This is a genomic window from uncultured Alistipes sp. (genome assembly GCF_949296715.1).
Lineage (GTDB): Bacteria > Bacteroidota > Bacteroidia > Bacteroidales > Rikenellaceae > Alistipes.
Map to the genome: position 1 here is coordinate 1 of NZ_CASFQD010000010.1, position 26,503 is coordinate 26,503.

Annotated in this window: 20 protein-coding genes and 3 tRNA genes; 16 read left to right on the forward strand and 7 right to left on the reverse strand. The window is 63.0% G+C overall.

The window, feature by feature from the left end; all coding sequences use genetic code 11:
- The 11 genes from Q1Y33_RS01145 to hutI form a co-directional block, all read left to right on the forward strand.
- Positions 1 to 381 (forward strand): LamG-like jellyroll fold domain-containing protein (locus tag Q1Y33_RS01145; protein WP_363322785.1); only part of this gene is annotated, 381 nt, incomplete at its 5' end.
- A gap of 2 nt (positions 382 to 383) precedes the next feature.
- Positions 384 to 1,991 carry a DUF1735 domain-containing protein gene (locus Q1Y33_RS01150; protein ID WP_300797437.1) on the forward strand — a complete coding sequence of 536 codons (1,608 nt, stop codon included), beginning with the start codon at positions 384 to 386 and terminating at the stop codon, positions 1,989 to 1,991.
- Positions 1,992 to 2,635: 644 nt separating this feature from the next.
- Positions 2,636 to 2,711: transfer RNA gene (locus Q1Y33_RS01155), tRNA-Lys, on the forward strand.
- Between the two features lie 210 nt (positions 2,712 to 2,921).
- On the forward strand, positions 2,922 to 4,112 hold the full coding sequence (locus Q1Y33_RS01160; RefSeq protein ID WP_300797439.1) for a saccharopine dehydrogenase family protein: 1,191 nt from the start codon (positions 2,922 to 2,924) through the stop codon (positions 4,110 to 4,112).
- 329 nt (positions 4,113 to 4,441) lie between these two features.
- Positions 4,442 to 5,581 carry a carboxynorspermidine decarboxylase gene (gene nspC / locus Q1Y33_RS01165; protein ID WP_300797441.1) on the forward strand — a complete coding sequence of 380 codons (1,140 nt, stop codon included), beginning with the start codon at positions 4,442 to 4,444 and terminating at the stop codon, positions 5,579 to 5,581.
- Positions 5,582 to 5,612: 31 nt separating this feature from the next.
- On the forward strand, positions 5,613 to 6,905 hold the full coding sequence (locus Q1Y33_RS01170) for a cysteate synthase (RefSeq protein WP_300797443.1): 1,293 nt from the start codon (positions 5,613 to 5,615) through the stop codon (positions 6,903 to 6,905).
- A 134-nt stretch (positions 6,906 to 7,039) separates the two neighbouring features.
- Positions 7,040 to 9,031: a TonB-dependent receptor gene (locus Q1Y33_RS01175; RefSeq protein WP_300797444.1), complete on the forward strand. Its 1,992-nt coding sequence runs from the start codon at positions 7,040 to 7,042 to the stop codon at positions 9,029 to 9,031.
- 153 nt (positions 9,032 to 9,184) lie between these two features.
- On the forward strand, positions 9,185 to 10,885 hold the full coding sequence (ftcD, locus tag Q1Y33_RS01180; protein WP_300797446.1) for a glutamate formimidoyltransferase: 1,701 nt from the start codon (positions 9,185 to 9,187) through the stop codon (positions 10,883 to 10,885).
- Between the two features lie 3 nt (positions 10,886 to 10,888).
- A complete protein-coding gene (locus tag Q1Y33_RS01185) occupies positions 10,889 to 12,904 on the forward strand; it encodes a urocanate hydratase (protein ID WP_300797448.1) in 2,016 nt (671 codons plus the stop codon).
- 21 nt (positions 12,905 to 12,925) lie between these two features.
- Positions 12,926 to 14,416 carry a histidine ammonia-lyase gene (hutH, locus tag Q1Y33_RS01190; RefSeq protein WP_300797450.1) on the forward strand — a complete coding sequence of 497 codons (1,491 nt, stop codon included), beginning with the start codon at positions 12,926 to 12,928 and terminating at the stop codon, positions 14,414 to 14,416.
- Positions 14,400 to 15,638, forward strand: coding sequence for an imidazolonepropionase (gene hutI, locus Q1Y33_RS01195; protein WP_300797452.1), 1,239 nt, complete (start codon positions 14,400 to 14,402; stop codon positions 15,636 to 15,638). The genes hutH and hutI overlap by 17 nt, the downstream gene beginning before the upstream one ends.
- A gap of 412 nt (positions 15,639 to 16,050) precedes the next feature.
- Here the strand turns inward: hutI and Q1Y33_RS01200 are convergent, their stop codons facing one another.
- The 7 genes from Q1Y33_RS01200 to Q1Y33_RS01230 form a co-directional block, all read right to left on the reverse strand.
- Positions 16,051 to 17,310: a Y-family DNA polymerase gene (locus Q1Y33_RS01200; protein ID WP_300797469.1), complete on the reverse strand. Its 1,260-nt coding sequence runs from the start codon at positions 17,308 to 17,310 to the stop codon at positions 16,051 to 16,053.
- Positions 17,311 to 17,332: 22 nt separating this feature from the next.
- Positions 17,333 to 17,785, reverse strand: coding sequence for a translesion error-prone DNA polymerase V autoproteolytic subunit (gene umuD, locus Q1Y33_RS01205; RefSeq protein WP_300797453.1), 453 nt, complete (start codon positions 17,783 to 17,785; stop codon positions 17,333 to 17,335).
- A 100-nt stretch (positions 17,786 to 17,885) separates the two neighbouring features.
- Positions 17,886 to 20,519 carry a DNA mismatch repair protein MutS gene (gene mutS / locus Q1Y33_RS01210; protein WP_300797455.1) on the reverse strand — a complete coding sequence of 878 codons (2,634 nt, stop codon included), beginning with the start codon at positions 20,517 to 20,519 and terminating at the stop codon, positions 17,886 to 17,888.
- A 270-nt stretch (positions 20,520 to 20,789) separates the two neighbouring features.
- Positions 20,790 to 21,812, reverse strand: coding sequence for a hypothetical protein (locus Q1Y33_RS01215; RefSeq protein ID WP_300797457.1), 1,023 nt, complete (start codon positions 21,810 to 21,812; stop codon positions 20,790 to 20,792).
- Between the two features lie 12 nt (positions 21,813 to 21,824).
- On the reverse strand, positions 21,825 to 22,118 hold the full coding sequence (locus tag Q1Y33_RS01220) for a hypothetical protein (protein ID WP_300797459.1): 294 nt from the start codon (positions 22,116 to 22,118) through the stop codon (positions 21,825 to 21,827).
- 296 nt (positions 22,119 to 22,414) lie between these two features.
- On the reverse strand, positions 22,415 to 22,990 hold the full coding sequence (locus tag Q1Y33_RS01225; protein WP_300797461.1) for a uracil-DNA glycosylase family protein: 576 nt from the start codon (positions 22,988 to 22,990) through the stop codon (positions 22,415 to 22,417).
- On the reverse strand, positions 22,983 to 24,398 hold the full coding sequence (locus Q1Y33_RS01230) for an AAA family ATPase (RefSeq protein WP_300797462.1): 1,416 nt from the start codon (positions 24,396 to 24,398) through the stop codon (positions 22,983 to 22,985). The genes Q1Y33_RS01225 and Q1Y33_RS01230 overlap by 8 nt, the downstream gene beginning before the upstream one ends.
- A 48-nt stretch (positions 24,399 to 24,446) precedes the next feature.
- Between Q1Y33_RS01230 and Q1Y33_RS01235 the strand changes: the two genes are divergently transcribed.
- The 5 genes from Q1Y33_RS01235 to Q1Y33_RS01255 all read left to right on the forward strand — a co-directional run bounded on the left by Q1Y33_RS01235 (position 24,447) and on the right by Q1Y33_RS01255 (position 26,464).
- A complete protein-coding gene (locus Q1Y33_RS01235; RefSeq protein ID WP_300797464.1) occupies positions 24,447 to 25,079 on the forward strand; it encodes a hypothetical protein in 633 nt (210 codons plus the stop codon).
- Positions 25,080 to 25,179: 100 nt separating this feature from the next.
- Positions 25,180 to 25,668: a hypothetical protein gene (locus Q1Y33_RS01240; protein ID WP_300797465.1), complete on the forward strand. Its 489-nt coding sequence runs from the start codon at positions 25,180 to 25,182 to the stop codon at positions 25,666 to 25,668.
- Positions 25,659 to 26,195, forward strand: coding sequence for an RsmD family RNA methyltransferase (locus tag Q1Y33_RS01245; RefSeq protein WP_300797467.1), 537 nt, complete (start codon positions 25,659 to 25,661; stop codon positions 26,193 to 26,195). Before Q1Y33_RS01240 ends, Q1Y33_RS01245 begins: the two co-directional genes overlap by 10 nt.
- Before the next feature lie 55 nt (positions 26,196 to 26,250).
- A tRNA-Asp gene (locus Q1Y33_RS01250) sits at positions 26,251 to 26,327 on the forward strand.
- Between the two features lie 63 nt (positions 26,328 to 26,390).
- Positions 26,391 to 26,464: transfer RNA gene (locus Q1Y33_RS01255), tRNA-Asp, on the forward strand.
- The last annotated feature ends 39 nt before the right edge of the window (positions 26,465 to 26,503 follow it).

Genomic DNA, 26,503 nt, shown 5'->3' on the forward strand with positions numbered 1-26,503 from the left:
AATCCCGCCTCGACGCCTTTCAACCTGGCTGGCCGGGCTTTCTACGACCTCTACCTGCAGGATCCTGTCAAGTATGAACAGTACAAGGGCTGGGGCAATTTCCGGCAGTTCTTCCTCGGCAAGTCCTACGATGACACGCGCCAGCTGAACGGCGACATCACCGAGGTCCGCGTTTGGAATGTGGCCCGTACCGAGCAGGAGATCTGGGAGAACATGTACGACGTCGACCCGCAGACGCCGGGGCTGATCGGCTACTGGAAATTCGACGAGGGCGAAGGCAACGTCATCCATGACTGGACCGGCAACGGCAACGACGGCGTGGCGGAATTCGATCTCGAATGGCCCTCTGGTATTGAGGTGCCGCAACTAAATAAAGAATAATCATGAAAGGGAACATTATGAAACATACAGGATTTATTCGATTGTTTCGGGGCGCAGCACTTGGATGCGCAGCAACCCTGCTCCTCGCTGGCTGTACGGAGGAACCCATATCGTATGGAGCCGGACAGGAACCCGATGGAGAGGCGCTTGAAACGGTTTCCGGGACCTTGCGGAGCCGCAGGTCGCTGCGCGACCGCATTCCGGTGCGCCTGGTCGAAGGCTACGAGGATGATGTGGCTGATCAAGTCTACTACAGGCTCAATACGACGACTTCGCAGCCGGTGTCGGTAACCGTGTCACCAGACCTGTCACTGGTCGGAGCCTACAATGATGCCAATCAGACGAATCTCCAGCCCTTGCCGGCAAAGAATGTGTCGATAGGAAATGGTGGTACGCTGACTGTGGCAGCAGGAACTACGGTTTCAGATCCGCTTGAAGTTACCTTCTCGGCCGATGGCCTGACTCCGGGAACTTATCTGTTACCTCTTGCCATGCAGGACGCTGGTGAAGTACTTTATTATGGTATCACAGTCCGTGAATTTGATGAAAACCTGTTTCAGCAGGGAGACGAGACTTGGAAAATACCGCTTGATACGGAGCGGACCACAGTCTTCTATGTTAATACCAGCGAGGTGCAGGCTCAATATGCTGATTATGTAGCTTTGGAGACACAAGACGCTATAACTTTTGAGACAGTCTCTCGAACGTCATTGGGAAATATCGTTGTGTTGAGGATCGCACAAGTAGATTATGATGCCGCATCGCAACGGGTGATTTTTGCCCCGGCCTCCGACCTTTTCTATACGTTGGAGCATTCGGATAAGTACATCGCCCAAATGAAAGACAAAGGCCGGAAAATCTGTGTCTGCATCGAGGGCGCCGGTAAGGGAATAGGCTTCTGCAATATGACCGATGCGCAGATTGCCGATTTTGTAGCACAAGTCAAGGTCTTTGTCGAAACCTACGACCTCGACGGTGTGAACCTGTGGGATAGGGGCACCGGTTACGGCAAGGAGGGAATGCCCGCCATGAACACCACCTCCTACCCGAGACTCATCAAGGCGATGCGCGAAGCGCTTGGTCAGGATCGGTTGTTGACCGTCGTGGATTATGAAGAACCGACCGAATACTTCTATGATACCACGGCCACGGGCGGTATTGAAGTCGGGGATTATATAGATTACGCTTGGCATGGATATGTTTCCGAGGATGAACCGATTGCCTTTATCAACCCCTATAATGCAGGAACCTCTTACACTCAGAATTATACCCGTAAACCATTTGCCGGTTTGAGTGAGTCTAAATATGGGAATGTGCATATTCCGTTTTATGGAGAACAAAACGAATATTTTGAAGATCCTGATATGACTTGGATTTTAAATGCTATATTTTGGAATTTGGAGAAAACGTCTAATCTTATTGTATTTACAGATTTAGTGTTACCGCAAGCAAATTTTGCAGAACAAGGATGTGTATCGATGATTGGGCAACTTTTTATGTATTTATCATTTGATGATGAACTTAATATGTTATGTATGTATAATGCGGTACAACGTATTCCTGGAATATATCATAGTTCGGGGTACGATACTTTTGCAAAAGATTGGTAAATGCAGGTAAGCACCCTGATTACTGAACGTATGATCCGAAACGATCTGCTGTTCTTTACGGTTCACGCTTTATGGCGGTTGCGATAAGTGCTGCATCCGCAAAAGAACAGGTTTTGGTTCATGATTCATCCACCGCAAGGTCCCGTACTCCGCCATGACGGAATACGGGGCTTTCCTTGCGCTCGGACAGTGTCTCGTTTTCCATCCCGACACCCGCCGTCCTGCATTCCGTCCCGACACCCAACACCCGACATCTCGGCCTGCATCCGATACCGCACCCGCCCCCGGCATCTCGTGCCAACACCCGACACCTGCCGCCCCGCATTCCGTCCCGAACTCCCGCCCTGCGTCCGGAACTCCCGGCATTCCGGCTCCGCGCCGACGCCTTGTCCCGCGGCACGCATCCGCTCCACACTCTGCCCGGCACCCGACACCCGGGACTGCGCAGGCGGGAGCCGGATGCCGCCGAAAGGGTATGAAACGGGGTAAAAGGGAGCGAAGGGTGCCCCGCACGATGCGCAAAGCCCTGAATGCGGGTTCGGAGGGTGGCTGGACGAAAAAAAAGCCTTCGGGATATTGTATTTTCAAATATATTCCGTACATTTGCACCACCAAAAACGGTTTATGCCGTGCATGGTACCGGAGAATCCGTAGCTCAGCAGGTAGAGCACAACACTTTTAATGTTGGGGTCCTGGGTTCGAGCCCCAGCGGGTTCACCAAGAAAGTCCGGCAGTCGGAAGGCTGCCGGACTTTTCTTTATTTGCCCCTGAATCGTTCTCAATTTGCCCCTGAATCGTTCTCGCCGACGGCTCCCAGGAGGGGAGACGGGGCTCCGCGCCGCAAATTTTGTCTCCGGATTTTGGATTGCAGAAATAAAACGATATTTTTGTATGCGCAATGCGTAAACTGAACCATTAATTCTCATACCTATGTGTAGAGCCCTTATCATCGGTGCGGGTGGCGTCGGAACGGTCGTAACCCAGAAGATCGCTGCCAATCCCGTCTTCACGGACGTGATGCTGGCCAGCCGTACCAAATCCAAATGCGACGCCGTGGCGGCCGCCATCGGCGGCGACCGCGTGAAGACCGCCGAGGTCGATGCCGACAACGTGCCCGCGTTGTGTGAGCTGTTCCGGGCCTTCAAGCCCGACATCGTCGTCAATGTCGCCCTGCCGTATCAGGACCTCACGATCATGGATGCCTGCCTCGAGTGCGGCTGCAACTACCTCGACACGGCCAACTACGAGCCCAAGGACGAGGCGCATTTCGAATATTCGTGGCAGTGGGCCTATCAGGACCGTTTCAAGGCTGCGGGCCTCACGGCGATCCTCGGCTGCGGCTTCGACCCGGGCGTGACGGCCATCTTCACGGCCTATGCCGCCAAGCACCACTTCGATGAGATTCACTACCTCGATATCGTGGACTGCAATGCCGGCAACCACGGCATGGCCTTCGCCACGAACTTCAACCCCGAGATCAACATCCGTGAGGTGACGCAGAAGGGCCGCTACTACGAGAACGGCGAGTGGGTCGTCACCGAGCCGCACGAGATTCACCGTCCGCTGCACTATCCCGGCATCGGCGAGCGCGAATCCTATGTCATCTACCACGAGGAGCTCGAATCGCTCGTGAAGAACTATCCGACGATCAAGCGCGCCCGCTTCTGGATGACCTTCGGGCAGGAGTACCTGACGCACCTGCGCGTGATTCAGAACATCGGCATGGCCCGCATCGACCCGATCATCTACAACGGCGTGGAGATCGTGCCGATCCAGTTCCTGAAGGCCGTGCTGCCCGATCCCAAGTCGCTGGGGGCCAACTACCACGGGCAGACCTCGATCGGCTGCCGCATCCGCGGCGTGAAGGACGGCAAGGAGCGCACCTACTATATCTACAACAACTGCGACCACGAGCAGGCCTACAAGGAGACCGGCACGCAGGCCGTGTCGTTCACGACGGGCGTGCCTGCGGCGCTCGGCGCCTCGATGTGGGCCAAGGGGCTGTGGCGCGGAGCCGGTGTCTTCAACGTCGAGGAGTTCGATCCCGATCCGTTCCTCGCGGAGCTGGGCGAGCAGGGGCTCCCGTGGCACGAGTTGTTCGACGTCGACATCGAGGTGTGACGTCGGTATCGTCGGGCTTCCCGCGTCCCCGGTGCCCTCGCCTCCGGATTCGGAGAGCAGAGCAGGGGAGGAGGGACCTTCCGGCGGATCGTTGTCCGGTATGCGGACGGCTCCATGCGGGGCCGTCCGCTTTTTTGTGCCCGGCGGAATCGGCCGTGGCGCAGCATGTTCCGGCAGGCATGCCGCACGGAGCGTGGCAGCGGGGGCGGCGTGACGGCGGGGCGGCGGGTAAGTATAAATACGTATTTCTCCGAATTTCCGGGCGGAGCGGGGCGGGAATCGCGGCGAAATTGTTAATTTTGTAGCCGTTTTGAATGAACCCGTCCCCGATGATTGACTTTCTGAAAGTGCCTTCGCCGAGCTACGTGCTCGACGAGACCCTGCTCGATGCGAATCTCGCCCTGATCGACCGCGTGCGCCGCGAGTCGGGTGCCGAGATCATCGTTGCCCTGAAGGCCTGCGCCATGTGGAGCATCTTCCCCGAACTGGCCCGCCATTCCGACGGCGCCACGGCATCGTCCGCCGCCGAGGCACGCCTCGTGCTCGAGGAGTTCGGCAGCCTGGCGCACACCTACGCCCCCGTCTACACGGACCGCAACATCGAGGAGATTCTGCGTTGCAGCAGCCACATCACCTTCAACTCCGTGGCGCAGTACGAACGTTTCGCCCCGATGGCCATCCTGCGCGGCATCTCGTGCGGCCTGCGCATCAATCCCGAATATTCGCCCGTCGAGACGGACCTCTACAACCCCTGTGTGGCCGGTTCGCGCCTCGGCGTCACGGCCGCGCAGCTGGCGGCGCACGGCGGTCTGCCCCGCGGCATCGAAGGGCTGCACTTCCACGTGCTGTGCGAGTCGCGTCCCGAGCACCTGCGGCTGGCGCTCGAGGCCGTCGAGCGGCACTTCGGCGAGTACCTCGACCACGTGCAGTGGCTCAACATGGGCGGCGGCCACCTGATGACCGCCTCGTGGTACGACTGCGACGCGCTGATCGCCCTGCTGCGCGACTTCAAGGCGCGCCATCCCCACCTGCGGCTCATTCTCGAACCGGGCAGCGCCTTCACCTGGCGCACGGGATACCTCGTCTCGACCGTGGAGGACATCGTCGAGAACGGCGGCGTGACGACGGCCATGCTCGACGTCTCGTTCGCCTGCCACATGCCCGACTGCCTCGAAATGCCCTACAAGCCCGCGATCGTCGGGGCGCACGAGCCCGCCGCGGGCGAGAAGCGCTGGCGCATGGGCGGCACGAGCTGCCTGGCCGGCGACTACTGCGGCGACTGGGCCTTCGACCACGACCTAAAGGTGGGCGAGCGCATCGTCTTCGAGGACATGATCCACTACACGATGGTCAAGACGACGATGTTCAACGGTGTGGCCCACCCCTCGATCGTCATCGCGCGCCGCGACGGCCGTATCGACCTCATCCGCGCATTCGGATACGAAGACTTCAAAAACCGCATGTCATAACCGCAAACAAATCGCAACACAAACAGAATAGATGGAAAAATTTGAACCTACCTCCTATACGCTCGAGTGCGTGGCCACGGGACGTGAATTTCCCGACGAGGGCTGGACGCTCGCCGATCCGCAGTGCAAGCCGCCGTCGCTCGTGCGCGCACGCTATGCCCGCAGACAGCTCGAAGTGAAACCCGCCGAGTGGGGCCTCTACCGCTTCTGCGACTGGATGCCCGTGCGTCGCATCCTGAAGGGGTCGTCGGCCCCCGTGACCTACCGCAGCAAGGGGCTGGCCGCACACCTCGGACTGGAGAATCTGTGGATCACCTTCAACGGCTACTATCCGGCCATCGGGGCGACGATGACGACCTGCTCGTTCAAGGAGACCGAGGCCTACACGGTCTGCGGCCGCACGGCCGAGGACGAGCAGCGCGTGCTGGTGGTTGCGTCGGCCGGCAATACGGCACGAGCCTTCGCCAAGGTCTGCTCCGACAACCATATCAAGCTGCTGCTGTCGGTACCCTATGACAACATCGGCGCCCTGTGGTTCGAGCAGCCGTTGGACCCCTGCGTGAAGCTCATCTCGTGCGAGAAGGGCGGCGACTATTTCGATGCCATCCACCTGAGCGACATCGCCCTCAAGACGCCGGGCTTCTATGCCGAGGGCGGAGCGAAGAACATCGCGCGCCGCGACGGCATGGCCTGCACGGTGCTCTCGGCCGTGACGACGATCGGCCGCATTCCGGACTACTATTTCCAGGCCGTGGGCAGCGGCACGGGCGCCATTGCCGCCTGGGAGGCCAACATGCGCCTCATTGAGGACGGCCGTTTCGGCAGCAACACGATGAAGCTGATGGTGTCGCAGAATGCCCCGTTCGTGCCGATGTACGACGCCTGGCGCGCCGATTCGCGCAAGATGCTGCCCTATGACGACGACAAGGCGCGCCGCGACGCGGAGATCATCGACGCCAAGGTGCTCTCGAACCGCCGGCCCCCCTACGGACTGGCCGGAGGCCTCTACGACGCGCTGAAGGCCACGAACGGCGAGATGTTCGTGGCGACGAACGCCCAGGCCCGCAAGGCCCGCAAGCTCTTCAAGGAGCTGGAGGGGGTCGACATCTACTCGGCGGCGGGTGTGGCGCTGGCTTCGCTCATCAAGGCCGTGGCCGACGGCAAGGTCGAGAAGGACGCCACGGTGATGCTCAACATCACGGGCGGCGGCGAGGAGCACTTCAAGGCCGAGAAGGAGCTGTGGTACCTCCAGCCGAGCCATGTCTTCCCGCTGGAGCCCGATCCGGACGATGTGGCGGCCCGCGTGAGCGCCCTGTTCGCATAGCGGGGGCCCGATTTCCGGGGAGACGCTTGGTCTCTTCGTTGAAAGTGCTATCTTTGCAGCGGTTTGGAACGCGGCGTGCAGCCGGACGTGTTCCGAACCGCTGAATTTTTTACCTAACCCAAATTTCAAACACTATGGAACACATCCAGACAAAACGGCTCCCCACAGGCGGGCGCTGGCGGCGCTGGGACCGCAAGGGCTGGTCGGCCTTTGCGAGCATGCACCGCTGCGTGACCATCGGGGTGCTCTGCGTCGGGATGTCGATCCTGCTGCTTGCACCGTGCGGTGCATCCGCGCAACCGGCCGACACGTCCGCCGTCATGAAGACGCTGCGCATACGTGAGGTCGGCATTTCGGGGCGACAAGCCGCCCCGACGCGGACCGTGCAGATGCAAACTCCGCTTTTCGACCGGAAGACCCAGGCCGCGGTGCCCCTCCAGACGCTGGAGGCCGCCCTGCGCCTCGCGCCGTCGGTCGATCTGCGCGAGCGCGGAAGCAAGGGCATGCAGGCCGACATCTCCATCCGGGGAGGCTCTTTCGACCAGACCATGGTCCTCCTGAACGGTATTGACTTTACGGACGCCCGCACAGGCCACCAGTCCCACTCGCTGCCCGTCGACCTCGACTGTGTGGCGGGCATCGACCTGCTGGACGGCGTGCCGGGCGTCGGCGCCTACGCCGGCGCGGTGAACATCCGCACGGCACCGCTGCGCCCGACTTACCTGCGTTTCGAGGGGGCGGGCGGACAGTACGGCTACGCCTACGCCAACCTTTCGGGTGCCGTGACGTCGGGCCGCTTCTCGGTGCTCGGCGCCGCGTCGTACCGCCGAAGCGACGGATACCGCCACAATACCGATTTCGATACCTACAACGCCTATGTGCGGACCACCTGCGAGGCGGAGCATGCGGGCTTCTTCGACCTGCAGGCCGGCTATCAGAACCGAGCCTTCGGGTCGAACGGCTTTTATGCCGCCTACAACCCCGACCAGTGGGAGGCGACCTCGACGGCGCTGGCGTCGCTGCGCTGGCTCAAGCGTCTCGGGCGCTTCTCGCTCACGGCCGCGGCGAGCTACCGCAAGAATTTCGACCGCTACGACTGGAAGCGCGGTACGGCGCTGAACCGTCACAATACGGACAACGCGGGTGCGAAGTTCTCGGCCGACTGCGCGTGGGCGGGCGGCTTGACGACACTCGGCGGCGACTATGCCTACAACCACATCTACAGCACGAACCTCGGCGAGGAGCTCCGGCATCCCCACGGCGAGTACACCCACGCCACGGCGCGCCACACGGGCAACCTCTACGTGCGGCACGCGAAGCAGTGGGCGCGTTTCGACGCGGCGCTCTCGGGCGGCGTGAGCCTCACGCCCTACGGACGTTCGGCGCTGTGGAGCCTTTCGGCGGGCTACCTGCCCGGCGGTGGGTGGCGCGTGAGTGCCGGGGCGTGGCAGTCGATGCGCCTGCCGACCTTCACGGATCTCTACTACTCGTCGCCCGCACAGATCAACAACCTCGACCTGACGCCCGAGCGGGCCGTCACGTGCCGCGTCGGGGCCGAATACACCCGCGGCCGGTGGAGCGCCTCGCTCAACGGCTACTACCGTGCCGGGCGCGACATCATCGACTGGGTCTGGCGCGAGGAGTTGAGCAACAAGTGGCATTCGGAGCAGACGAGCAAACTCGACACCTACGGCATCGAAGTGACGGGCGGCTATGCGGCCGCGGAGGGCTTCCTGCGCCGCGTCACGCTCTCGTATGCCTGGGTGACGACCGACCGCAACACGGACATCATCGCCAAGAGCGCCATGGACTACCTGCGCCACAAGGCGTCGGCACTCGTCGAGGTGCGCTTCTTGCGGCGCGTGACGCTCTCGCTCACGGGCACGCTCGCCGACCGCAACGGCAGCTACACGTACTATCCCGTCGTGAACGACTCGTCGGTTACGCAGACACGCGACTTCGAGCCCTGCTTCCTGCTCGACGGACGTCTGCAATGGGAGAAGGGCATCTGCCGGCTCTATGTCGACGCCACGAACATCACCGACTCGCGCCACTTCGACCTGGGAGGCATCCGCCTGCCGGGTCTCTGGGTGACGGGCGGCATGGTTCTGACCATCGGCAGGTGACCCGTCCCGCCTCCGGCTGCATCCCGGCCCGCCGCTTCGTGCGGCGGGCTTTCTGTTTTGTGCGTCAGACGCTTTTTTCGTTACGGTTTTTTATGTTTTGTTGCGGATTTTCGCTATATTTGAAGCAGTGAAATCCAATAACCGACCAATCCTATGGAAAAACGAATCGTAGAGTGTGTCCCCAACTTCAGTGAGGGCCGCGACAAGCATGTCATTGCGCAGATTACCGAGGCGATCGAGGCTGCCGGAGGGGTCAAGCTGCTCGACGTCGATCCGGGCGAGGCGACCAACCGCACGGTCGTAACCTTCGTCGGGTCGCCCGAGGCGGTCGTCGAGGCGGCGTTCCAGGGCGTGAAGCGGGCCGCCGAGCTGATCGACATGCGCAAACACAAGGGGGCGCACCCCCGCATGGGCGCCACCGACGTGCTACCGCTGATCCCCATCGCGGGCATCACGCTCGAGGAGTGCGCCGCGCTGTCGCGCAAGCTGGCCGAGCGCATCGCCGACGAACTGCACATCCCGACCTATTGCTACGAGGCGGCCGCCTTCACGCCCGAGCGGCGCAACCTGGCCGTCTGCCGCGCCGGGGAGTACGAGGCGCTGCCCGAGAAACTGGCACACAAGGAGTCGGCTCCCGACTTCGGGGCGCGCCCCTACGACGAGGGCGTCGCACGCACGGGTGCCACGACCGTCGGCGCGCGCGATTTCCTGATTGCCGTGAACTTCAACCTCAACACGACCTCCACGCGCCGCGCCAACGCCATTGCGTTCGACGTGCGCGAGAAGGGACGCCCCGTGCGCGAGGGCAATCCCATCACGGGCAAGATCGTGAAGGATGCCGCGGGCAATCCCGTCATGCAGCCCGGCACGCTCAAGGCCACGAAGGCCATCGGGTGGTTCATCGAGGAGTACGGCATCGCACAGGTCTCGATGAACATCACGAATATCTCCACGACGCCCCTGCATGTCGCCTTCGACGAGGTGTGCCGCAAGGCCGATGCGCGCGGTGTGCGCGTGACGGGCACCGAGATCGTGGGCCTCGTGCCGAAGCGGGCGCTGGTCGAGGCGGGCAAGTACTTCCTGCGCAAGCAGCACCGCTCGGTGGGCATCTCCGAAGAGGAGATCGTGCGCATCGCCGTCAAGTCGATGGGGCTGGACGATCTCAAGCCGTTCCGTCCCGAGGAGAAGGTGATCGAGTACCTGCTCGAGGCCGACGAACGCAGAAAGCGCCTTGTCGACATGACCTGCACGGGCTTTGCCGAGGAGACGGCCAGCGAGTCGCCGGCTCCGGGCGGCGGTTCGATCTCGGCCTACATGGGTGCGCTGGGCGCTGCGCTCGGCACGATGGTGGCGAACCTCTCGTCGCACAAGGCCGGCTGGGACGACCGCTGGGAGGAGTTCTCCGACTGGGCCGAGCGGGGGCAGGCGGTCATGACCGAACTGCTGCACCTGGTCGACGAGGATACCGACGCCTTCAACCGCATCATGAACGTCTTTGCCATGCCCAAGTCGACCGACGAGGAGAAGGCGGCGCGCAGCGCGGCCCTGCAGGAGGCGACGCTCTATGCCACGCAGGTGCCGCTGCGGACGATGCGCACGGCCGTGCGGGTCTTCGACATCGTGCGCGCCATGGCGGCCGACGGCAACCCCAATTCGGTTTCGGATGCCGGTGTGGGTGCCCTGGCGGCCCGCAGTGCGGTGCTCGGCGCACGCCTCAACGTGAAGATCAACGCCGCGGGCCTCAAGGACCGGGCCGTGGCCGATGCCCTCGTTGCCGAGGCCGAGCAGCTGGCCGCCGAGGCCGAGCGTCTCGAGAAGGAGGTCCTCACGATCGTAGAACAGAAAATCGGATAAACCATGACACGCGAAGAATTCCAGAACGATATCCGCGCGGGTATTCCCGACCGGCTGCCCGCCGCGAAACCCTATGACAGGCAGATCAACCATGCGCCCAAGCGCAAGGAGATTCTCACGGCCGAGGAGCAGGTGCTGGCGCTGAAGAACGCCCTGCGCTACTTCCCGGCCAAGCACCACGCCGTGCTGGCGAAGGAGTTTGCCGAGGAGCTGCGCCGCTACGGCCGCATCTACATGTACCGCCTGCGTCCCGACTACGAGATGTATGCGCGGCCGATCGACGAGTATCCGGCCCGCTGCCGGCAGGCCGCGGCCATCATGATGATGATCCAGAACAACCTGGACAAGGCCGTGGCGCAGCATCCGCACGAGTTGATTACCTACGGCGGCAACGGCGCCGTCTTCCAGAACTGGGCGCAGTATCGCCTGACGATGAAGTACCTCTCGGAGATGACCGACCGCCAGACGCTGGTCATGTATTCGGGCCATCCGCTGGGGCTCTTCCCGTCGCATCCCGACGCGCCGCGCGTCATCGTGACCAACGGCATGGTGATCCCCAACTATTCGAAGCCCGACGACTGGGAGCGCTTCAACGCCCTCGGCGTCTCGCAGTACGGGCAGATGACCGCCGGGTCCTACATGTACATCGGCCCGCAGGGCATCGTCCACGGCACGACCATCACGGTGCTCAACGCCGCACGCAAGCGCTTCACCGAGGGACGCACCGACACGCGCGGCATGCTCTTCGTCTCGTCGGGTCTGGGCGGCATGTCGGGCGCACAGCCCAAGGCGGGCAACATCTCGGGCGTGGTGAGCGTCATCGCCGAGATCAACCCCAAGGCAGCGCAGAAGCGCTACGACCAGGGGTGGGTCGACGAACTGCACGACTCGCTCGACGAGCTGATCCCGCGCATCCGCCGCGCCGTGGCCGGCCGGGAGATCGTCTCGCTGGCCTACGTGGGCAACATCGTGGACCTGTGGGAGCGGCTCGCCGCGGAGCAGATTCCCGTGGACCTCGGTTCGGACCAGACCTCGCTGCACAATCCGTGGGCGGGCGGCTACTACCCCGTGGGGTTGAGCTACGAGGCGTCGAACAAGATGATGGCCGAGGAGCCGGCCCGCTTCCGCGAGTGCGTGCAGGAGTCGCTGCGCCGGCAGGTCGACGCCATCAACAAGCTGACGGCCCGCGGCATGTACTTCTTCGACTACGGCAACGCCTTCCTGCTGGAGGCCTCGCGTGCCGGGGCTGCGGTGATGGGCGAGGGCGGACGCTTCCGCTATCCCTCCTACGTGCAGGACATCATGGGCCCGATGTTCTTCGACTACGGCTTCGGTCCCTTCCGCTGGGTCTGCACGTCGGGCAAGCCCGAGGACCTCGAGATGACCGACCGCCTGGCCACCGAGGTGCTGGAGGAGATTCGCAGCACGGCACCCGCGGAGATCTGCGGACAGCTCGACGACAACATCCACTGGATCCGCGAGGCCGGGCGCAACCGCCTGGTCGTGGGTTCGCAGGCCCGCATCCTCTATGCCGACTGCGAGGGCCGCACGAAGATCGCGCTGGCCTTCAACCGGGCGATTGCCGACGGGCGCCTCTCGGGCCCCGTGGTGCTGGGACGCGACCACCACGACGTCTCGGGCACCGACTCGCCCTACCGTGAGACGTCGAACATCTACGACGGATCGAACCGCACGGCGGACATGGCCGTGCAGAACGTCATCGGCGACTCGTTCCGCGGCGCGACGTGGGTCTCGATTCACAACGGCGGCGGCGTGGGCTGGGGCGAGGTCATCAATGGCGGCTTCGGCATGGTGATCGACGGCTCGGAGGATTCCGAGCGGCACATCCGCGAGATGCTCTTCTGGGACGTGAACAACGGCATCGCGCGCCGCAGCTGGGCCCGCAACGAAGGGGCCATGTCGGCCATCCGCCGCGAGATGGAGCGCACGCCCGGCCTGCAGGTCACGATGCCCAACCTGGCCGACGAGGAGCTGATCCGCAAGGCACTCAACGAATAACCCTGAAAAAGAGAATTACCCATGGAATACCACCATATCAGTTCGGAGCACCTCTCGATGGAGCGTGTCCGCGAAATCATCGAACGCCGCCTCCCGCTTGCATTGAGCGACGACGCCCGGCAGCGCATCGTCCGCTGCCGCGAGTACCTCGACCGCAAGATGGAGCACTCTGACAAGCCGATCTACGGCATCACCACGGGCTTCGGCTCGCTCTGCAACATCTCGATCGACCACGACTCGCTGGCGCAGCTGCAGCGCAACCTGGTCATGTCGCACGCCTGCGGCACGGGCGAGCGCGTCCCCTCGGAGGTCGTGCGGCTGATCCTGCTGCTGAAGATCCAGTCGCTCGCCTACGGCCATTCGGGCGTGCAGCTGGCGACGGTCGAGCGGCTCGTGGAGTTCTACAACCACGACATCCTGCCCGTTGTCTACCAGCAGGGATCGCTCGGTGCCTCGGGTGACCTGGCGCCGCTGGCCCACATGAGCCTGCCGCTGCTGGGGCTGGGTGAGGTCGAGTTCCGCGGCGAGGTGCGCCCGGCGGCCGACGTGCTGCGCGAGATGGGCTGGGAGCCCATCGAGCTCAAGTCGAAGGAGGGGCTGGCGCTGCTCAACGGCACGCAGGTGATGAGCGCCTTCGGCGTGTGGTCCGTGATCCGGGCGCGGCAGTTGAGCGAGTGGGCCGACTGCATCGGCGCGCTGTCGCTCGACGCCTTCGACGGACGCATCGAGCCCTTCTGCGACGAGGTGCACCTGATCCGCCCCCACAAGGGACAGCTCACGACGGCACGCAACTTCCGCCGCCTGCTCGAGGGCAGCGAGCTCATCAAGCGCGAGAAGACCCACGTGCAGGACCCCTATTCGTTCCGCTGCATCCCGCAGGTGCACGGTGCCTCGAAGGATACGATCGACTACGTCGAGAGCGTGCTGACGACCGAGATCAACAGCGCGACGGACAACCCGACGGTCTTCCCCGACGAGGACATGGTCGTCTCGGCCGGCAACTTCCACGGGCAGCCCATCGCGCTGGCGATGGACTTCCTGGCCATCGCGCTGGCCGAGTTGGGCAACATCTCCGAGCGGCGCATCTACAAGCTGATCTCCGGAACGCGCGGCCTGCCGTCGTTCCTGGTGGCGAAGCCGGGCCTGAACAGCGGTTTCATGATTCCGCAGTACACCGCGGCGTCGATCGTCAGCCAGACCAAGGGGCTCTGCATGCCCGCGTCGGTCGACTCGATCCCCTCGTCGCAGGGGCAGGAGGACCACGTGAGCATGGGCTCGAACGCCGCGACGAAACTCTACCGCGTGGTCTGCAACACGGAGCGCGTGCTGGCCATCGAACTCTTCAACGCCGCGCAGGCGATCGAGTTCCGCCGTCCGGCCCGCACGTCGCCGCTGCTCGAGGGGCTGGTTGCCGACTACCGCCGCCACGTCCCGTTCATCGACAACGACTCGGTGATGTATCCGCACATCGCCGCCTCGATCCGCTTCCTGCAAGATGAGACTGCGCGTTGACAACATCGCCCGCATCGTCGGGATGGAGAGCCGGGGCCGCCTGCGGCTCTGCGGCGGGGAGATGGACCGCATGGAGTCGCTCGACGACGCCTGGCTGCTGGCCGTCGACGGGCGCATCGCCGCCTTCGGGCGCATGACGGAGGAGCGGCCTGCGGCCGACCGCGTGGTGGATGCCGCGGGCGGGATGCTCTTCCCGTCGTTCTGCGACTCGCATACCCACCTGGTCTATGCCGGGAGCCGCGAGCAGGAGTTTCTGGACAAGATTCACGGCTTGAGCTACGAAGAGATTGCCCGGCGCGGCGGCGGCATCCTCAATTCGGCCGACCGCCTGCACGCCGCCTCCGAGGAGGAGCTCTACGACGCGGCGATGCGGCGCGTGCGCGAGATCGCCGCGATGGGCACGGGCTGTGTCGAGATCAAGAGCGGCTACGGTCTTTCGACGGAGGACGAGCTGAAGATGCTGCGCGTCATCCGCCGCATCCGCGAGACGGTGCCGCTCGAGGTGCGCGCGACGTTCCTCGGGGCGCATGCCGTGGCCCGCGCTTATGCGGGGCGGCAGGCGGAGTATGTCGATCTGGTCTGCCGCGAGATGCTGCCCGCCGTGGCGCGCGAGGGGCTGGCCGACTTTGTCGACGTCTTCTGCGACGAGGGCTTCTTCACGGTGGAGGAGACGGCCCGCATCCTCGGGGAGGCTGCCCGCTACGGGCTGCGCCCGAAGATACATGCCAACGAGCTGGCCGTCTCGGGCGGCGTGCAGCTCGGCGTGCGCTGCGGCGCCCTCTCGGTCGACCACCTCGAACGCATCGGAGCCGCCGAGATCGAGGCGCTGCGCGGCAGCGACACCGTGCCGACGATGCTGCCCGGCGCGGCCTTCTTCCTCGGCATGAGCTACCCGCCGGCCCGCGAGATGATCCGCGCGGGGCTGGGTGTGGCCCTCGCTTCGGACTACAACCCCGGCTCGTCGCCCTCGGGCAACATGCGCATGGTGATGGCGCTCGCCTCGATCCGCATGCGCATGACCCCGACCGAGGCGCTCCATGCCGCGACGCTCAACGGCGCCTGCGCCCTGGATTTGAGCCGCGATTTCGGGTCGATCTCCGTGGGCAAGGTCGCCAACTTCTTCCTCACGGAGCCGATGCCGTCGTTCGAATTCTTTACCTACGCCTACCAGACGCCGCTCATCGCGCGGACCTTCCTGCGCGGTGAGGAGTTTGTGGCGTGACGCACCTGCGTGCGGCCCTGTGCGGGCCGTCTGCATCCATGCGGGTCTCCGGTTGCCGGGGACCCGCTTTTTTGTACGGAACGGTTCGGCGGATGGCTTGGCGGACGGCGAAAGAAGCTCCGGGCGTGGCGGCAAGGTGAGACGGTGCGGAGTAGTGCAGCCCCGGTCGTCGCCGGAGGGGGTGTTGGCACGGAGCCGGGCGGGGTGATGCAGCCCGACTGTTGGCGGAGGGGGCGTTGGGTCGGAAAAGGGAGAAGCCGCGGCGGCAGGGTAGTACGGGCTTGGTTGTTGCGGGAGAGGGGGTGTTGGCACGGAGCGGAGCGGGGTGGTGCGGGCCCGGTCGTTGCCGGAGAAGGTGTTGAAAGCGGAGCGGAGCAGGCCGCGGGCGGCAAAGCGGTGTCGGTGCGGGAGGTCAGACCTTGACCGTGGGGATGTCGTCGAGGTCGGTGGTGTAGTTCTTCGAGAGGTGTCCGCGGTTCATTTTCAGCGGCGCAAGGCCCTGCGACGCCACGACGATGCGTCCGCGGCCGAACTGCCGGTTGGCGGCATCGACGGCCTCCATCAGGCGGTTGTGGCGCGCCCGGTCCACCGGGTCGAACAGGTCGGTCTGCGTGCCGATGCGGTCGCTCAACTCCGAAAAGATCACCCCGGCCTTCTTGTAGCCGTAGCCGCGGCGGAAAATCTGCCGCAGGACCCCGGCAGCCAGCGGCACGAGCTCCAGCGTGTCGTCCGTGGCGACGGCCGGGCGCACGGTGCGGCTCTCGAAATACTGGGGCAGCTCCTCGCGGTGGCGGTTCGTGTAGATGTAGACGGTGACCTCGCCGCAGAGGCTGCTCTGGCGCCGCAGTTTCTCGGCGCACATCGCCGCAAAGGTCGCCACCGAGCTGTGCAGCTCGTCGTAGTCGGTCAGCTCGTGGGCGAAGCTGCGCGAGACGGAGATCTGCTGCCGCTGCCGCGGGGCGTTCTCGAAGTCGATGCACGCCTCGCCCTGCAGTTCGCGCCACATGCGCACGCCCGGGAGGTTCATCCGCGCGCGCACCCATCCTTCGGGCCGCTGCACGAAGTCGTAGGCCGTGACGACGCCCGCCTGCTCGAGCATGCGCAGGTGCCGCCGCCCCACGCCCCAGACATCGCCGATCGGAAAGCGGCGCAGCACCTTCTCGATGTCCGCCGGGCGGTACATCAGGCAGCTGCCGTCGAGCCGCGGATAGTGCTTGCAGAGTTTCGAGGCGATCTTGGCCAGCGTCTTGGTCGGGGCGATGCCGATGCTCACGGGGATGCCCGTGTTGCGCTGGACGGTGCGGCTGATGCGGTGGCCGAGCGCGTCGAGCTCCTCCGTCGCGATGCCCCGCAGGTCGAGGAACGCCTCGTCGATCGAGTAGACCTCGGCTGCGGGCACCAGCTGCCGCAGCGTCCGGATCACGCGGCGCGACATGTCGCCGTAGAGCACGAAGTTCGTCGAGAAGGTCGCCACGTCGTGCTGTCGGATGACCTCGCGCAACTGGTAGAAGGGCTGGCCCATGCGGATGCCGAGCGCCTTGGCCTCGTTCGAGCGGGCGATGACACATCCGTCGTTGTTCGAGAGCACGATCACGGGACGTCCGTTCAACTCGGGACGGAAGACACGCTCGCACGAGGCGAAGAAGTTGTTGCAGTCGCAGAGTCCGTACATGGCCGTGGCCCGCATCGGGCGTTCAGATTTTCTTGATGGCGTAGGTGACCACGCCCCAGATGGCGAAGTCGTTGTCGCGGCTCACCTCGATGGGGCGGTAGCGGGGGTTGGCCGGCATGAGCGTCAGGCGGTCACGGCCCATGCGCACGCGCTTGAGCGTGAACTCCCCGTCGAGGAAGCAGACGGCCACGCAGCCGTCATAGGGCTCAATCGACTTGTCGACGACCAGCAGGTCGCCGTCGTCGATGCGGTCGTCCTTCATCGAGTCGCCGCTCACACGCACGAAGAAGGTCGACGCCGCATTGCGGATGAGCGTGCGGTTCAGGTCGATCGACGGCTCGAGGAAATCCTCGGCCGGCGAGGGAAAGCCCGCCGAGACGCCGCTCGCGGCGAGCGGCACGTCCGCCTGCGTCGAGGTGTCGGGCGTGATGATTTCGAGACGGAGTTCCTCCTCCTGCATGTCTTCCTCCTGCATGGCTTCTGTTCGTTGGACGGTGACGGCCGTGACGCTGTAAAATCCGGGCCCCGGCGCCCTTGTCCCGCGGGTCGGGACCGGACGGCGGGCCGGCTGCGGGTCAGATGCCGGTGATCTTCTTGATTTCGTTGAGTTTGTTGAGCGCCTCGATCGGCGTCAGCGTGTTGATGTCGATACCCTTGATCTGGTCGCGTATCTGCACCAGCACGGGGTCGTCCAGCTGGAACATCGACAGCTGCATGTTCTGCGGCACGGCGCTTTCGGCCGCCTCGCGCACGGCGTGCGCCGTGTGGCGCTTCCCGCGTTCGCGGGGGCTGCGGCTCGGGACGATCTCGTTGTTGCCGTAGACCTGCTCGAGGTTGCGCAGAATCTCGTCGGCCCGCGCCACGACCGAGGCCGGCATGCCCGCCATGCGCGCCACGTGGATACCGAACGAGTGCTCCGTGCCGCCGCGCTCGAGCTTGCGCAGGAAGACGATCTGGTTGCCCATCTCCTTGACCGTGACGTGGTAGTTCTTCACGCGCGGACACATCTGCTCCATCTCGTTGAGTTCGTGGTAGTGCGTGGCGAAGAGCGTCTTGGCATGAGCCGTGGGGTGGTTGTGCAGGTATTCGACCATGGCCCAGGCTATCGAGATGCCGTCGTAGGTCGACGTGCCGCGCCCGATCTCGTCGAGCAGCACGATGCTGCGCTCCGAGATGTTGTTCAGGATGCTCGCCGACTCGAGCATCTCGACCATGAAGGTCGACTCGCCCTGCGAGATGTTGTCCGAAGCCCCGACGCGCGTGAAAATCTTGTCCACGACGCCGATGTGCGCCGATTTGGCCGGGACGAACGAGCCCATCTGCGCCATGAGGATGATGAGGGCCGTCTGCCGCAGCAGGGCCGATTTTCCCGACATGTTGGGACCCGTGATCATCATGATCTGCTGCTGCTTGTCGTCGAGCATCACGTCGTTGGGGATGTACTCCTCGCCGACGGGCATCAGCGTCTCGATGACCGGGTGCCGCCCGGCGCGGATGTCGATCACGCTGCCCTCGTCGAGCTCCGGGCGCACGTAGCGCCGCTCGCAGGCGATGCGCGCGAAGGATTGCAGGCAGTCGATGCGCGCCACGGCTGCGGCGTCGCGCAGCAGCACCGTGAGCGATCCGCAGATGTAGGCCATCAGTTCGGCATAGAGCCGCTGCTCGATGACGAGCATCTTCTCCTCGGCGCCCAGAATCTTCTCCTCGTACTCCTTGAGCTCCTCGGTGATGTAGCGTTCGGCGTTGGCAAGCGTCTGCTTGCGGATCCACGTCCCGGGCACCTTCTCCTTGTGGGCGTTGCGCACCTCGATGTAGTAGCCGAAGACGTTGTTGTAGCTGATCTTCAACGACGGGATGCCCGTCGCCTCGCTCTCGCGCTGCTGGATGCGCGCGAGGTAGTCCTTGCCGTGCAGGGCGATGCGGCGCAGATCATCGAGTTCGGGATCGACACCGTCGGCGATGACGCCGCCCTTCTGTATCTGGTTGTTCTGCGGATCGGGGTAGATGTCGCGGGCGATGCGCTCGCGCACCGCCGTGAGGGGGTCGATCCCGCCGGCCAGTTCGTGCAGCCGTTCGCAGTCGGTGGATTCCAGCGCCGCCTTGAGCAGTTCGAGCGCCGCGAGCGAGTTCTTGAGCTGCACCAGCTCGCGGGGCGTCACGCGCGAGGCCGCGATGCGCGAGGAGATACGCTCCAGGTCGCCGATCATCGCCACCTGCTCGCGCACGGCGTCGGCCAGCTCCGCGTCGCCGGTGAAGCGCTCGACGACGTCCAGCCGCCGGTTGATCCGCGCCGTATCCATGATCGGCATGGCGATCCAGCGCTTGAGCAGCCGTCCGCCCATCGGCGTGAGCGTGCGGTCGATCACCTCGGCGAAGCTGCTCTTCTCCTGCGCGCCGTTCGAGGCGAAGAGCTCCAGGTTGCGGATCGTGAACTTGTCGACCCAGACGTAGTCGTTCTGGTCGAGGCGCGCGATCGAGCGGATGTGGCCCGTGTCGCGGTGCTCGGTGAATTCGAGGTAGTGGAGGATGGCGCCGGCGGCCGAGATGCCGCTCGTCATGTGGTCGACGCCGAATCCCTTGAGCGAGGAGGTGCCGAACTGTTTGCAGAGCTTCCCGCGGTTGACCTCCTCCGTGAAGACCCATTCGTCGAGCCGGTAGGTATAGTGCTTCGAGCCGAAAGCCCCGGTGAAGCGCTCCTCGCAGCCGCGCTGGTAGATGATCTCCTTGGGCGCGAGGTTCGAGATGAGCTTGTCGATGTAGGTGTCCGACCCTTCGGCCACGTAGAACTCGCCCGTGGAGATGTCCAGAAAGGCCGCGCCCGTCGACCTGCGGCCGAAGTAGACCGAGCCGAGGTAGGTGTTCTCCTTGTTGGCGAGGATGTTGTCGCCCAGTACGACGCCGGGGGTCACCAGCTCGATGACGCCGCGCTTGACCAGCCCCTTGACGAGTTTCGGGTCCTCGAGCTGCTCGCAGATGGCCACGCGCTCGCCCGCGCGCACCAGCTTGGGCAGGTAGGCGTCGATGGCGTGGTAGGGGAATCCCGCCAGTTCGACGTAGGAGGCGGCGCCGTTGGCGCGGCGCGTGAGCGTGATGCCCAGGATGCCGCTGGCCTTGATCGCGTCGTCGCCGAACGTCTCGTAGAAGTCGCCCACGCGGAAGAGCAGGATGGCGTCGGGATGCACCGCCTTGATGGCATAGTACTGCTTCATGAGCGGTGTCTCGACATATTTTTTGTTGTCGGTTTTCTTTTCCGGAGTCACTGCGGTGATCGTGTTGGTTTATCCCTACAAAGATAGCGGAATATTTCGCAAAACGTGCCGCGCGCGATTCAAAAATATTTTCGCACCGCCCCTCCGTTGGGCAAAGGAAAACGGGCCGTACACGAGTACGGCCCGTTTCCGGTGCACTCTCCGGGGATCGCATTGCGCGCCTCCCCGGGAGTCGGGATGTCGGGCTTCTGTCCGTTCCGGTTCCTCCCGTTAGCGGGACGCGGGGCGCGCCTGCGACAGCTTGACGGCCTTTTTCACGGCTGCGGGGGCAGGTGCGGCCGCAGGGCGCAGGTTCACACCGGCGGACGAGGCCGAGAACATCATGCCCGTGTAGCTGACCTTCACCGAGAAGTCGCCCGACTTGGCGTCGACCGTCACGGTGTAGAACATCGACATGTCGTCGCCCATGATCGTGATCGTGCCCGACTCCAGCAGGGCATACTGCTCGAATTCCATCGTTTCCTCGTTCAGCAAGGCGTAGAACGACGGGTTGAGCGTCGAGGTGATGCGTCCGGCGATGGCCGTGCGGGCCTGGTTCGTATTGTTGATCTCATAGGTTCCGGAGATGGCTTCTCCGTGGGGGAACCACACGTCGAGGTAGAGCTGTTTCATCGACTCGTAGTCGCTGAGCATCACCGTGGCCTGGTCGAGTCCCGAGCCCTCGGGCGTCTCGCCCCAGTTCGAGTAGAAGGCCGAGGTCATGCCGCCCAGCGTCGTGTCGACGTCCTCGGTAATCGTCGCCGAGGGATTGCCCGCGAAGTCGAAGCGGTATTCGGCCACGCTGGTCGTGATGCCGTCCTCATAGCCTGCCGCCACGACCACGTTCTCGCCGACCGTGGCCTTGAGGATCATGCTCGTCGAGACGGGACCCACAAAGAGGCTCTCTTCCAGAATACTCTCTTCGATGTAGGTCTCCACGAGGTCCTTGATGCACTCCTCGGCCGAACCGTTGAAGTACTGCTGGTAGTCTTCGGCCGAGAGCAGGCCCCATACGTAGTTCTCTTCACCCGACGGCGTGAGCGTGAGCTTGTAGGTCTCGGGATCGTAGGCGATGTCGAACGTCATGCCCGAGTGCTCGACGTCGAGTGTCGTGAACTCCTTGATGACCGAGATGTCGGACGTGACCTTGCCCTGCAGGTTGACGCCGCAGGCCCATACGCAGTACTCCGTCAGCGGATTGAGCGTCTGGTATTCGAACTCCGCAATGCCTTTGCTGGCAATGGCCAGCTCCATCAGCTCCTCGAGCTAGGAGACCTGGCCCGCTTCGATGTAGCGGTCGGCGTACTCCTGCACCATGGCCTCGAACCGGTCGATGAGCGCCTGCTGGTTGTCGGCATACTGTGCCTCGTACTCCGACTTGGCCATTACGTCGAAATAGTAGTAGTCCGTGTAGCCGTCGATCGGCGAGACGATGACCTTTGCCGACGAAGCCGTGATGTCCGTCACGTCGCAGGCGAAGGAGAGTTCGGTATCCGGTTCGGGGTCGGGGTCCGGTTCCGGCTTGTCCGAATCGTTGTCCTTGTCGCATGCGGCAAGCATGCAGACCGCGGCGAAGGCTGTCAGACCGTACCGCAGAAAGAGGATAATTTGTTGGTGTAAAGCATGATTTGATTGATTTGTGGTTAATGATGATGTGGAATTTGGGGCATGAAGTGTCAAGGAACCGTCCGTTCCGTCGAGTGGTGTTCGCGGAGTCCGCAGCGGGAACACCGGCATTTACACCACAAAAATAAGCATTTCCGGCCGGAATACCTATCCCGAATATGTCTGTTTTTCGAAAAAAATGTTCATACAGGGATTTCCGACACACGGAACAGCCCGTTTCCGCCGCTCTGTCAGAGGATTCCCGCTTCGGTGAAGACACGCCGGTAATATGCGGCCTTCCACTCCACGGGCCGCGGATAGGCGCGCGACGAGGAGGGCATGCGCCACAGGGTCAGCTCCCGGCCGGCGTATGCGAAGGCCGTACTGCACCCTACGGGCGGTTCGCCGCACCCCGTGATGCGGCAGAGCGTGTCGGTGGCCTTCTGCCCCGTGGTGACGATCGTCCGGCACGAGGGAATAGCCCCGAGCAGGGCGGAGAGGTCCACCTCGCGCACGACCTGAAGAAAATTGTCCGAAGCGTTGTCCTTCAGTCGGATGACCTCCTCGGCCGTGTCGTAGAGCGCGATGCCCCGTTCGCGGCAGAAGGCCTCGATGCGCGGCTGGTCGAAGCGGCGGCCGTCCGCCGTGAGGAAGTACGCCTTGTCGCCCGCGGCCAGCAGCCCCACGATGCGCCACATGTCGTTCTGGAGGTTGGGGTAGAAGAACTCCATCGACCAGCGCCTGCGCTGCGGCGGGAAGCTGCCCAGCATCAGCAGCCGGGCGTTCTCCGGCAGGAAGGGCCGGAGCGGATGTTGTTCGCTATTCATAGAAAGCCTTGTCGAAATTGACCAGATAGAGCCGCTCCGTGGCGCGCGTCAGGGCCGTGTAGAGCCAGCGGAGCATGTCGCGCGTCATCGGCTCCTCGCCGAACAGGCAGCGGTCCACGAAGACCGCCTTCCACTGCCCGCCCTGCGCCTTGTGGCACGTGACGGCATAGGAGAACTTCACCTGCACGGCATTGAAATGGGGGTTTTCGCGAATCTCCTTGAACCGCTTGATCTTGCTCCGGATGTCGAGATAGTCCTTCTCGACCTCGTAGAAGAGCCGCGTGGACTCCTCGCGCGTGAGCGACGGCGACTCCGACGCGATCGTGTCGAGCAGAATCTTGCACTCGAGCTCCGTGTCGTCGTAGTCCGGAAACTCCAGCACGGCATTGGCGAAGCGGAAGCCGTAGAACTCCTCGAAGCGCCGCAGCCGTTTCAGGCGGGCGATGTCGCCGTTGGCGATGAAGTTCATCGGGCACCCCTCCGTGCGCTCCGGATAGTAGTAGTTGTTCTTCACGATCATGAGCATGTCGCCGCTCTCGATCTCCTCCTCGGCGCAGAGCACGTTGCGGCGGATGCCCTCGTTGTAGCGGTTGGCGCGCTTGTTCGAGCGTGTGATGACGATCGTCTCGTCGCGCCCGTAGCGGGCATAGCAGTCCTGGAGCTTCTCGAGGAACTCGCCGCCCTCGACCGCCTCGATGTCGGGGAATCCCATTTCGAAACGCGGGATTTCGTGGATGCCCCGTTCGAGCATGCAGCGCACGAGTGTGGCGTTGAAGAGGATGCCCGACTGCGCCTCCTGCCGCACGACCTCGTCCATCGTGCCGTAGACCACCTCGCCGAAGGCGCGCATGGCGTTTTCGTCGAGCGCCGGGCTGAAGTCCGAACCCACGGGTGGCAGCTGGGCGCTGTCGCCGACCAGCACGAGACGGCAGGCACGGCCGCTGCGGACATACTGTACGAGATCCTGCAGCAGCGACCCGCTGCCGAAGAGCGCCCCGTCGGATGCGCCGTCGGAGAGCATCGAGGCTTCGTCGACGATGAAGACCGCATCGCGCTCGGGATTGGGGTTGAGCGAGAATTTCGATTCGTAGTCGGCATTCGTGCGCTGGCGGTAGATGCGTTTGTGTATCGTGAGGGCCTTTTCATGTGCGTATTGCGCCAGCACCTTGGCAGCACGGCCCGTGGGGGCCAGCAGCACGGGCTTGATGCCCAGTTCCTTGAGCGCCCCGACCAGCGCCGCGATCAGCGTCGTCTTGCCCGTTCCGGCATAGCCGTTCAGTACGAAAATCCGTGAAAAATCGTCATCGGCGATGTATTCGGACAATTTTTCTATGATTTTTTTTTGCCCAGGGGTTGTTTCGAAACAAATTTTGGCGTAAATTTGGGTCGCAATACGTGTACTAAACATCGTGTCGGATTTATTCAGCACAAAATTAACAACAAATATTAATTTAAAATGAAAAAACTCATCCAAATCATTCTTGCTGTAGCCATCGTGGGCCTGGTCTACGTCATCTACGACCAGATCTCGACCCCGATCCGTTTCGAACAGGAGCTGAAAACGAAGAAGGCTCAGGTCATCGATCGTATCAAGGATATCCGTACCGCACAGCGCGCATTCAGAACCAAGTACAAGCGCTTCACCGGCAGCTTCGATACGCTTGCCGCTTTCGTGCTGAACGATTCGCTGGTGCTTGAGCGCAAGATTGTCGACGAGGACGACTCGGTCGGTATGGCCATGCTGAAGAAGGCGGGCAAGAAGAATGTCGAGGAGTTCACCGTAGCGGTCATCGATACGATTTTCGCTCCGAAGAAGCTCTCGGCTGCGGATGTCAATGCGTTCCGCTTCATCCCCGGAACCGGCGACAAGGCCCAGTTCATCATGGAGGCTGGCTCCACCACCGCATCGGGTGTGACGGTTCCCATCGTGGAGTGCCGTGCCCCCTACAAGATGTTCCTCGACACGGTTGAGTTCCGTCAGGATATCATCAACCTGATCGACGACGAGGTGAACAATTACAACCGCTATCCCGGTGTGAAGTTCGGTTCGATGGATGCTGCCAACAATGAAGCAGGCAACTGGGAGTAATCCTTCGAATTCCGTCAATAAGGTGTCCATTCAGCTCTCGTTGGATGGACACTCTTTTTCGTTGTCGGAACCGAATGCGGAGTTTCCGGGCAATGATCCCGTGGAGATCGAACTGCTGACCCCAAAGACGGTACTCGTGCCTGCGGAGCTTTTCGACCGGGCGCAGGGCGCGGAGCTCCTTGCGGCCGGGGGGCTTGCCCCGACCGACGGGGAGTGTGTCGTGTGCAGCGCCTCCGTGCGGGAGACTGTCGCCGTGATGGCCCTGCCCGCTCCGGCCGCGGCCTCCGTTGCCGAACGGTTCGGCTCGCGGGCATCCTTTACGACGCCGCTGCTGCACGGCCCCGAAACGGAAAGGCCGGCCGTGTGGCTTTGTCGGCGCGGGGGGCTGCTCTATGTCCGGGTGTACGATCCGGCGCTGCAGCTGGCCGAGGTGATCCCTGCGGCGGAGGATGCCGACGTGCTCTATTTCATCGAACGTCTCGGTGCCGCCTTCCCGCTTGCGGAGTATGTATTGCACGCTGCCGGCGATGATGCGGCCCGGTTGCGCAGGTTGCTCGGAAAGATGTTCAAGGAATCGGTATGCGAATAGTCAGCGGCAAATACAAGGGCCGGGCGATCAATCCGCCCCGGAATCTGCGGGCCCGACCCACGACGGACTTTGCAAAGGAAAACCTCTTCAACGTCCTGGGCAACCTGGTGGACTTCGAGGAGTGCGACGTGCTGGACCTCTTTGCGGGTACGGGGTCGATCAGCTACGAGTTCGCCTCGCGCGGGGCGCGGAGTGTCACGTCGGTGGAGATCAATCCGGTGCATTACAATTTCATCCGGCAGACGGCCGCGCAGCTGGGCATCGAGCATCTCTACGCGGTCAAGGCGAATGTCTTTCTCTACCTGAAGAGCTGCACCAAGCAGTTCGACATCGTCTTTTCGGATGCTCCCTACGATCTGGAGGGCAGCGAGGCGGTTGTCGATCTGGTGCTGAAGGGCGACCTGCTGCGTCCGGGGGGCATTTTCATCTTCGAACATTCGAAAAAGATGGATTTTTCGTCCTGTGCGGAGTTTTGGCAATTAAGGAGTTACGGAAGCGTGCAATTTTCTTTCTTCAAAAAGGGGTGAAAAATATTGCTGATTCAAAAATTTATACTATCTTTGCACTCGCAATACCGAAAACGGTGCGTTAGTTCAGCTGGTTAGAATACGTGCCTGTCACGCACGGGGTCAGGGGTTCGAGTCCCCTACGCACCGCCAGCCGAAGGGAGGGGAGATGAAGCGACCGACCTCCGCTTGTAAAACAAGAGGTCGCCCAGCAATGGTGCGTTAGTTCAGCTGGTTAGAATACGTGCCTGTCACGCACGGGGTCAGGGGTTCGAGTCCCCTACGCACCGCAGAACGAGAAAACGAGATGGTTACAGCAACCGTCTCGT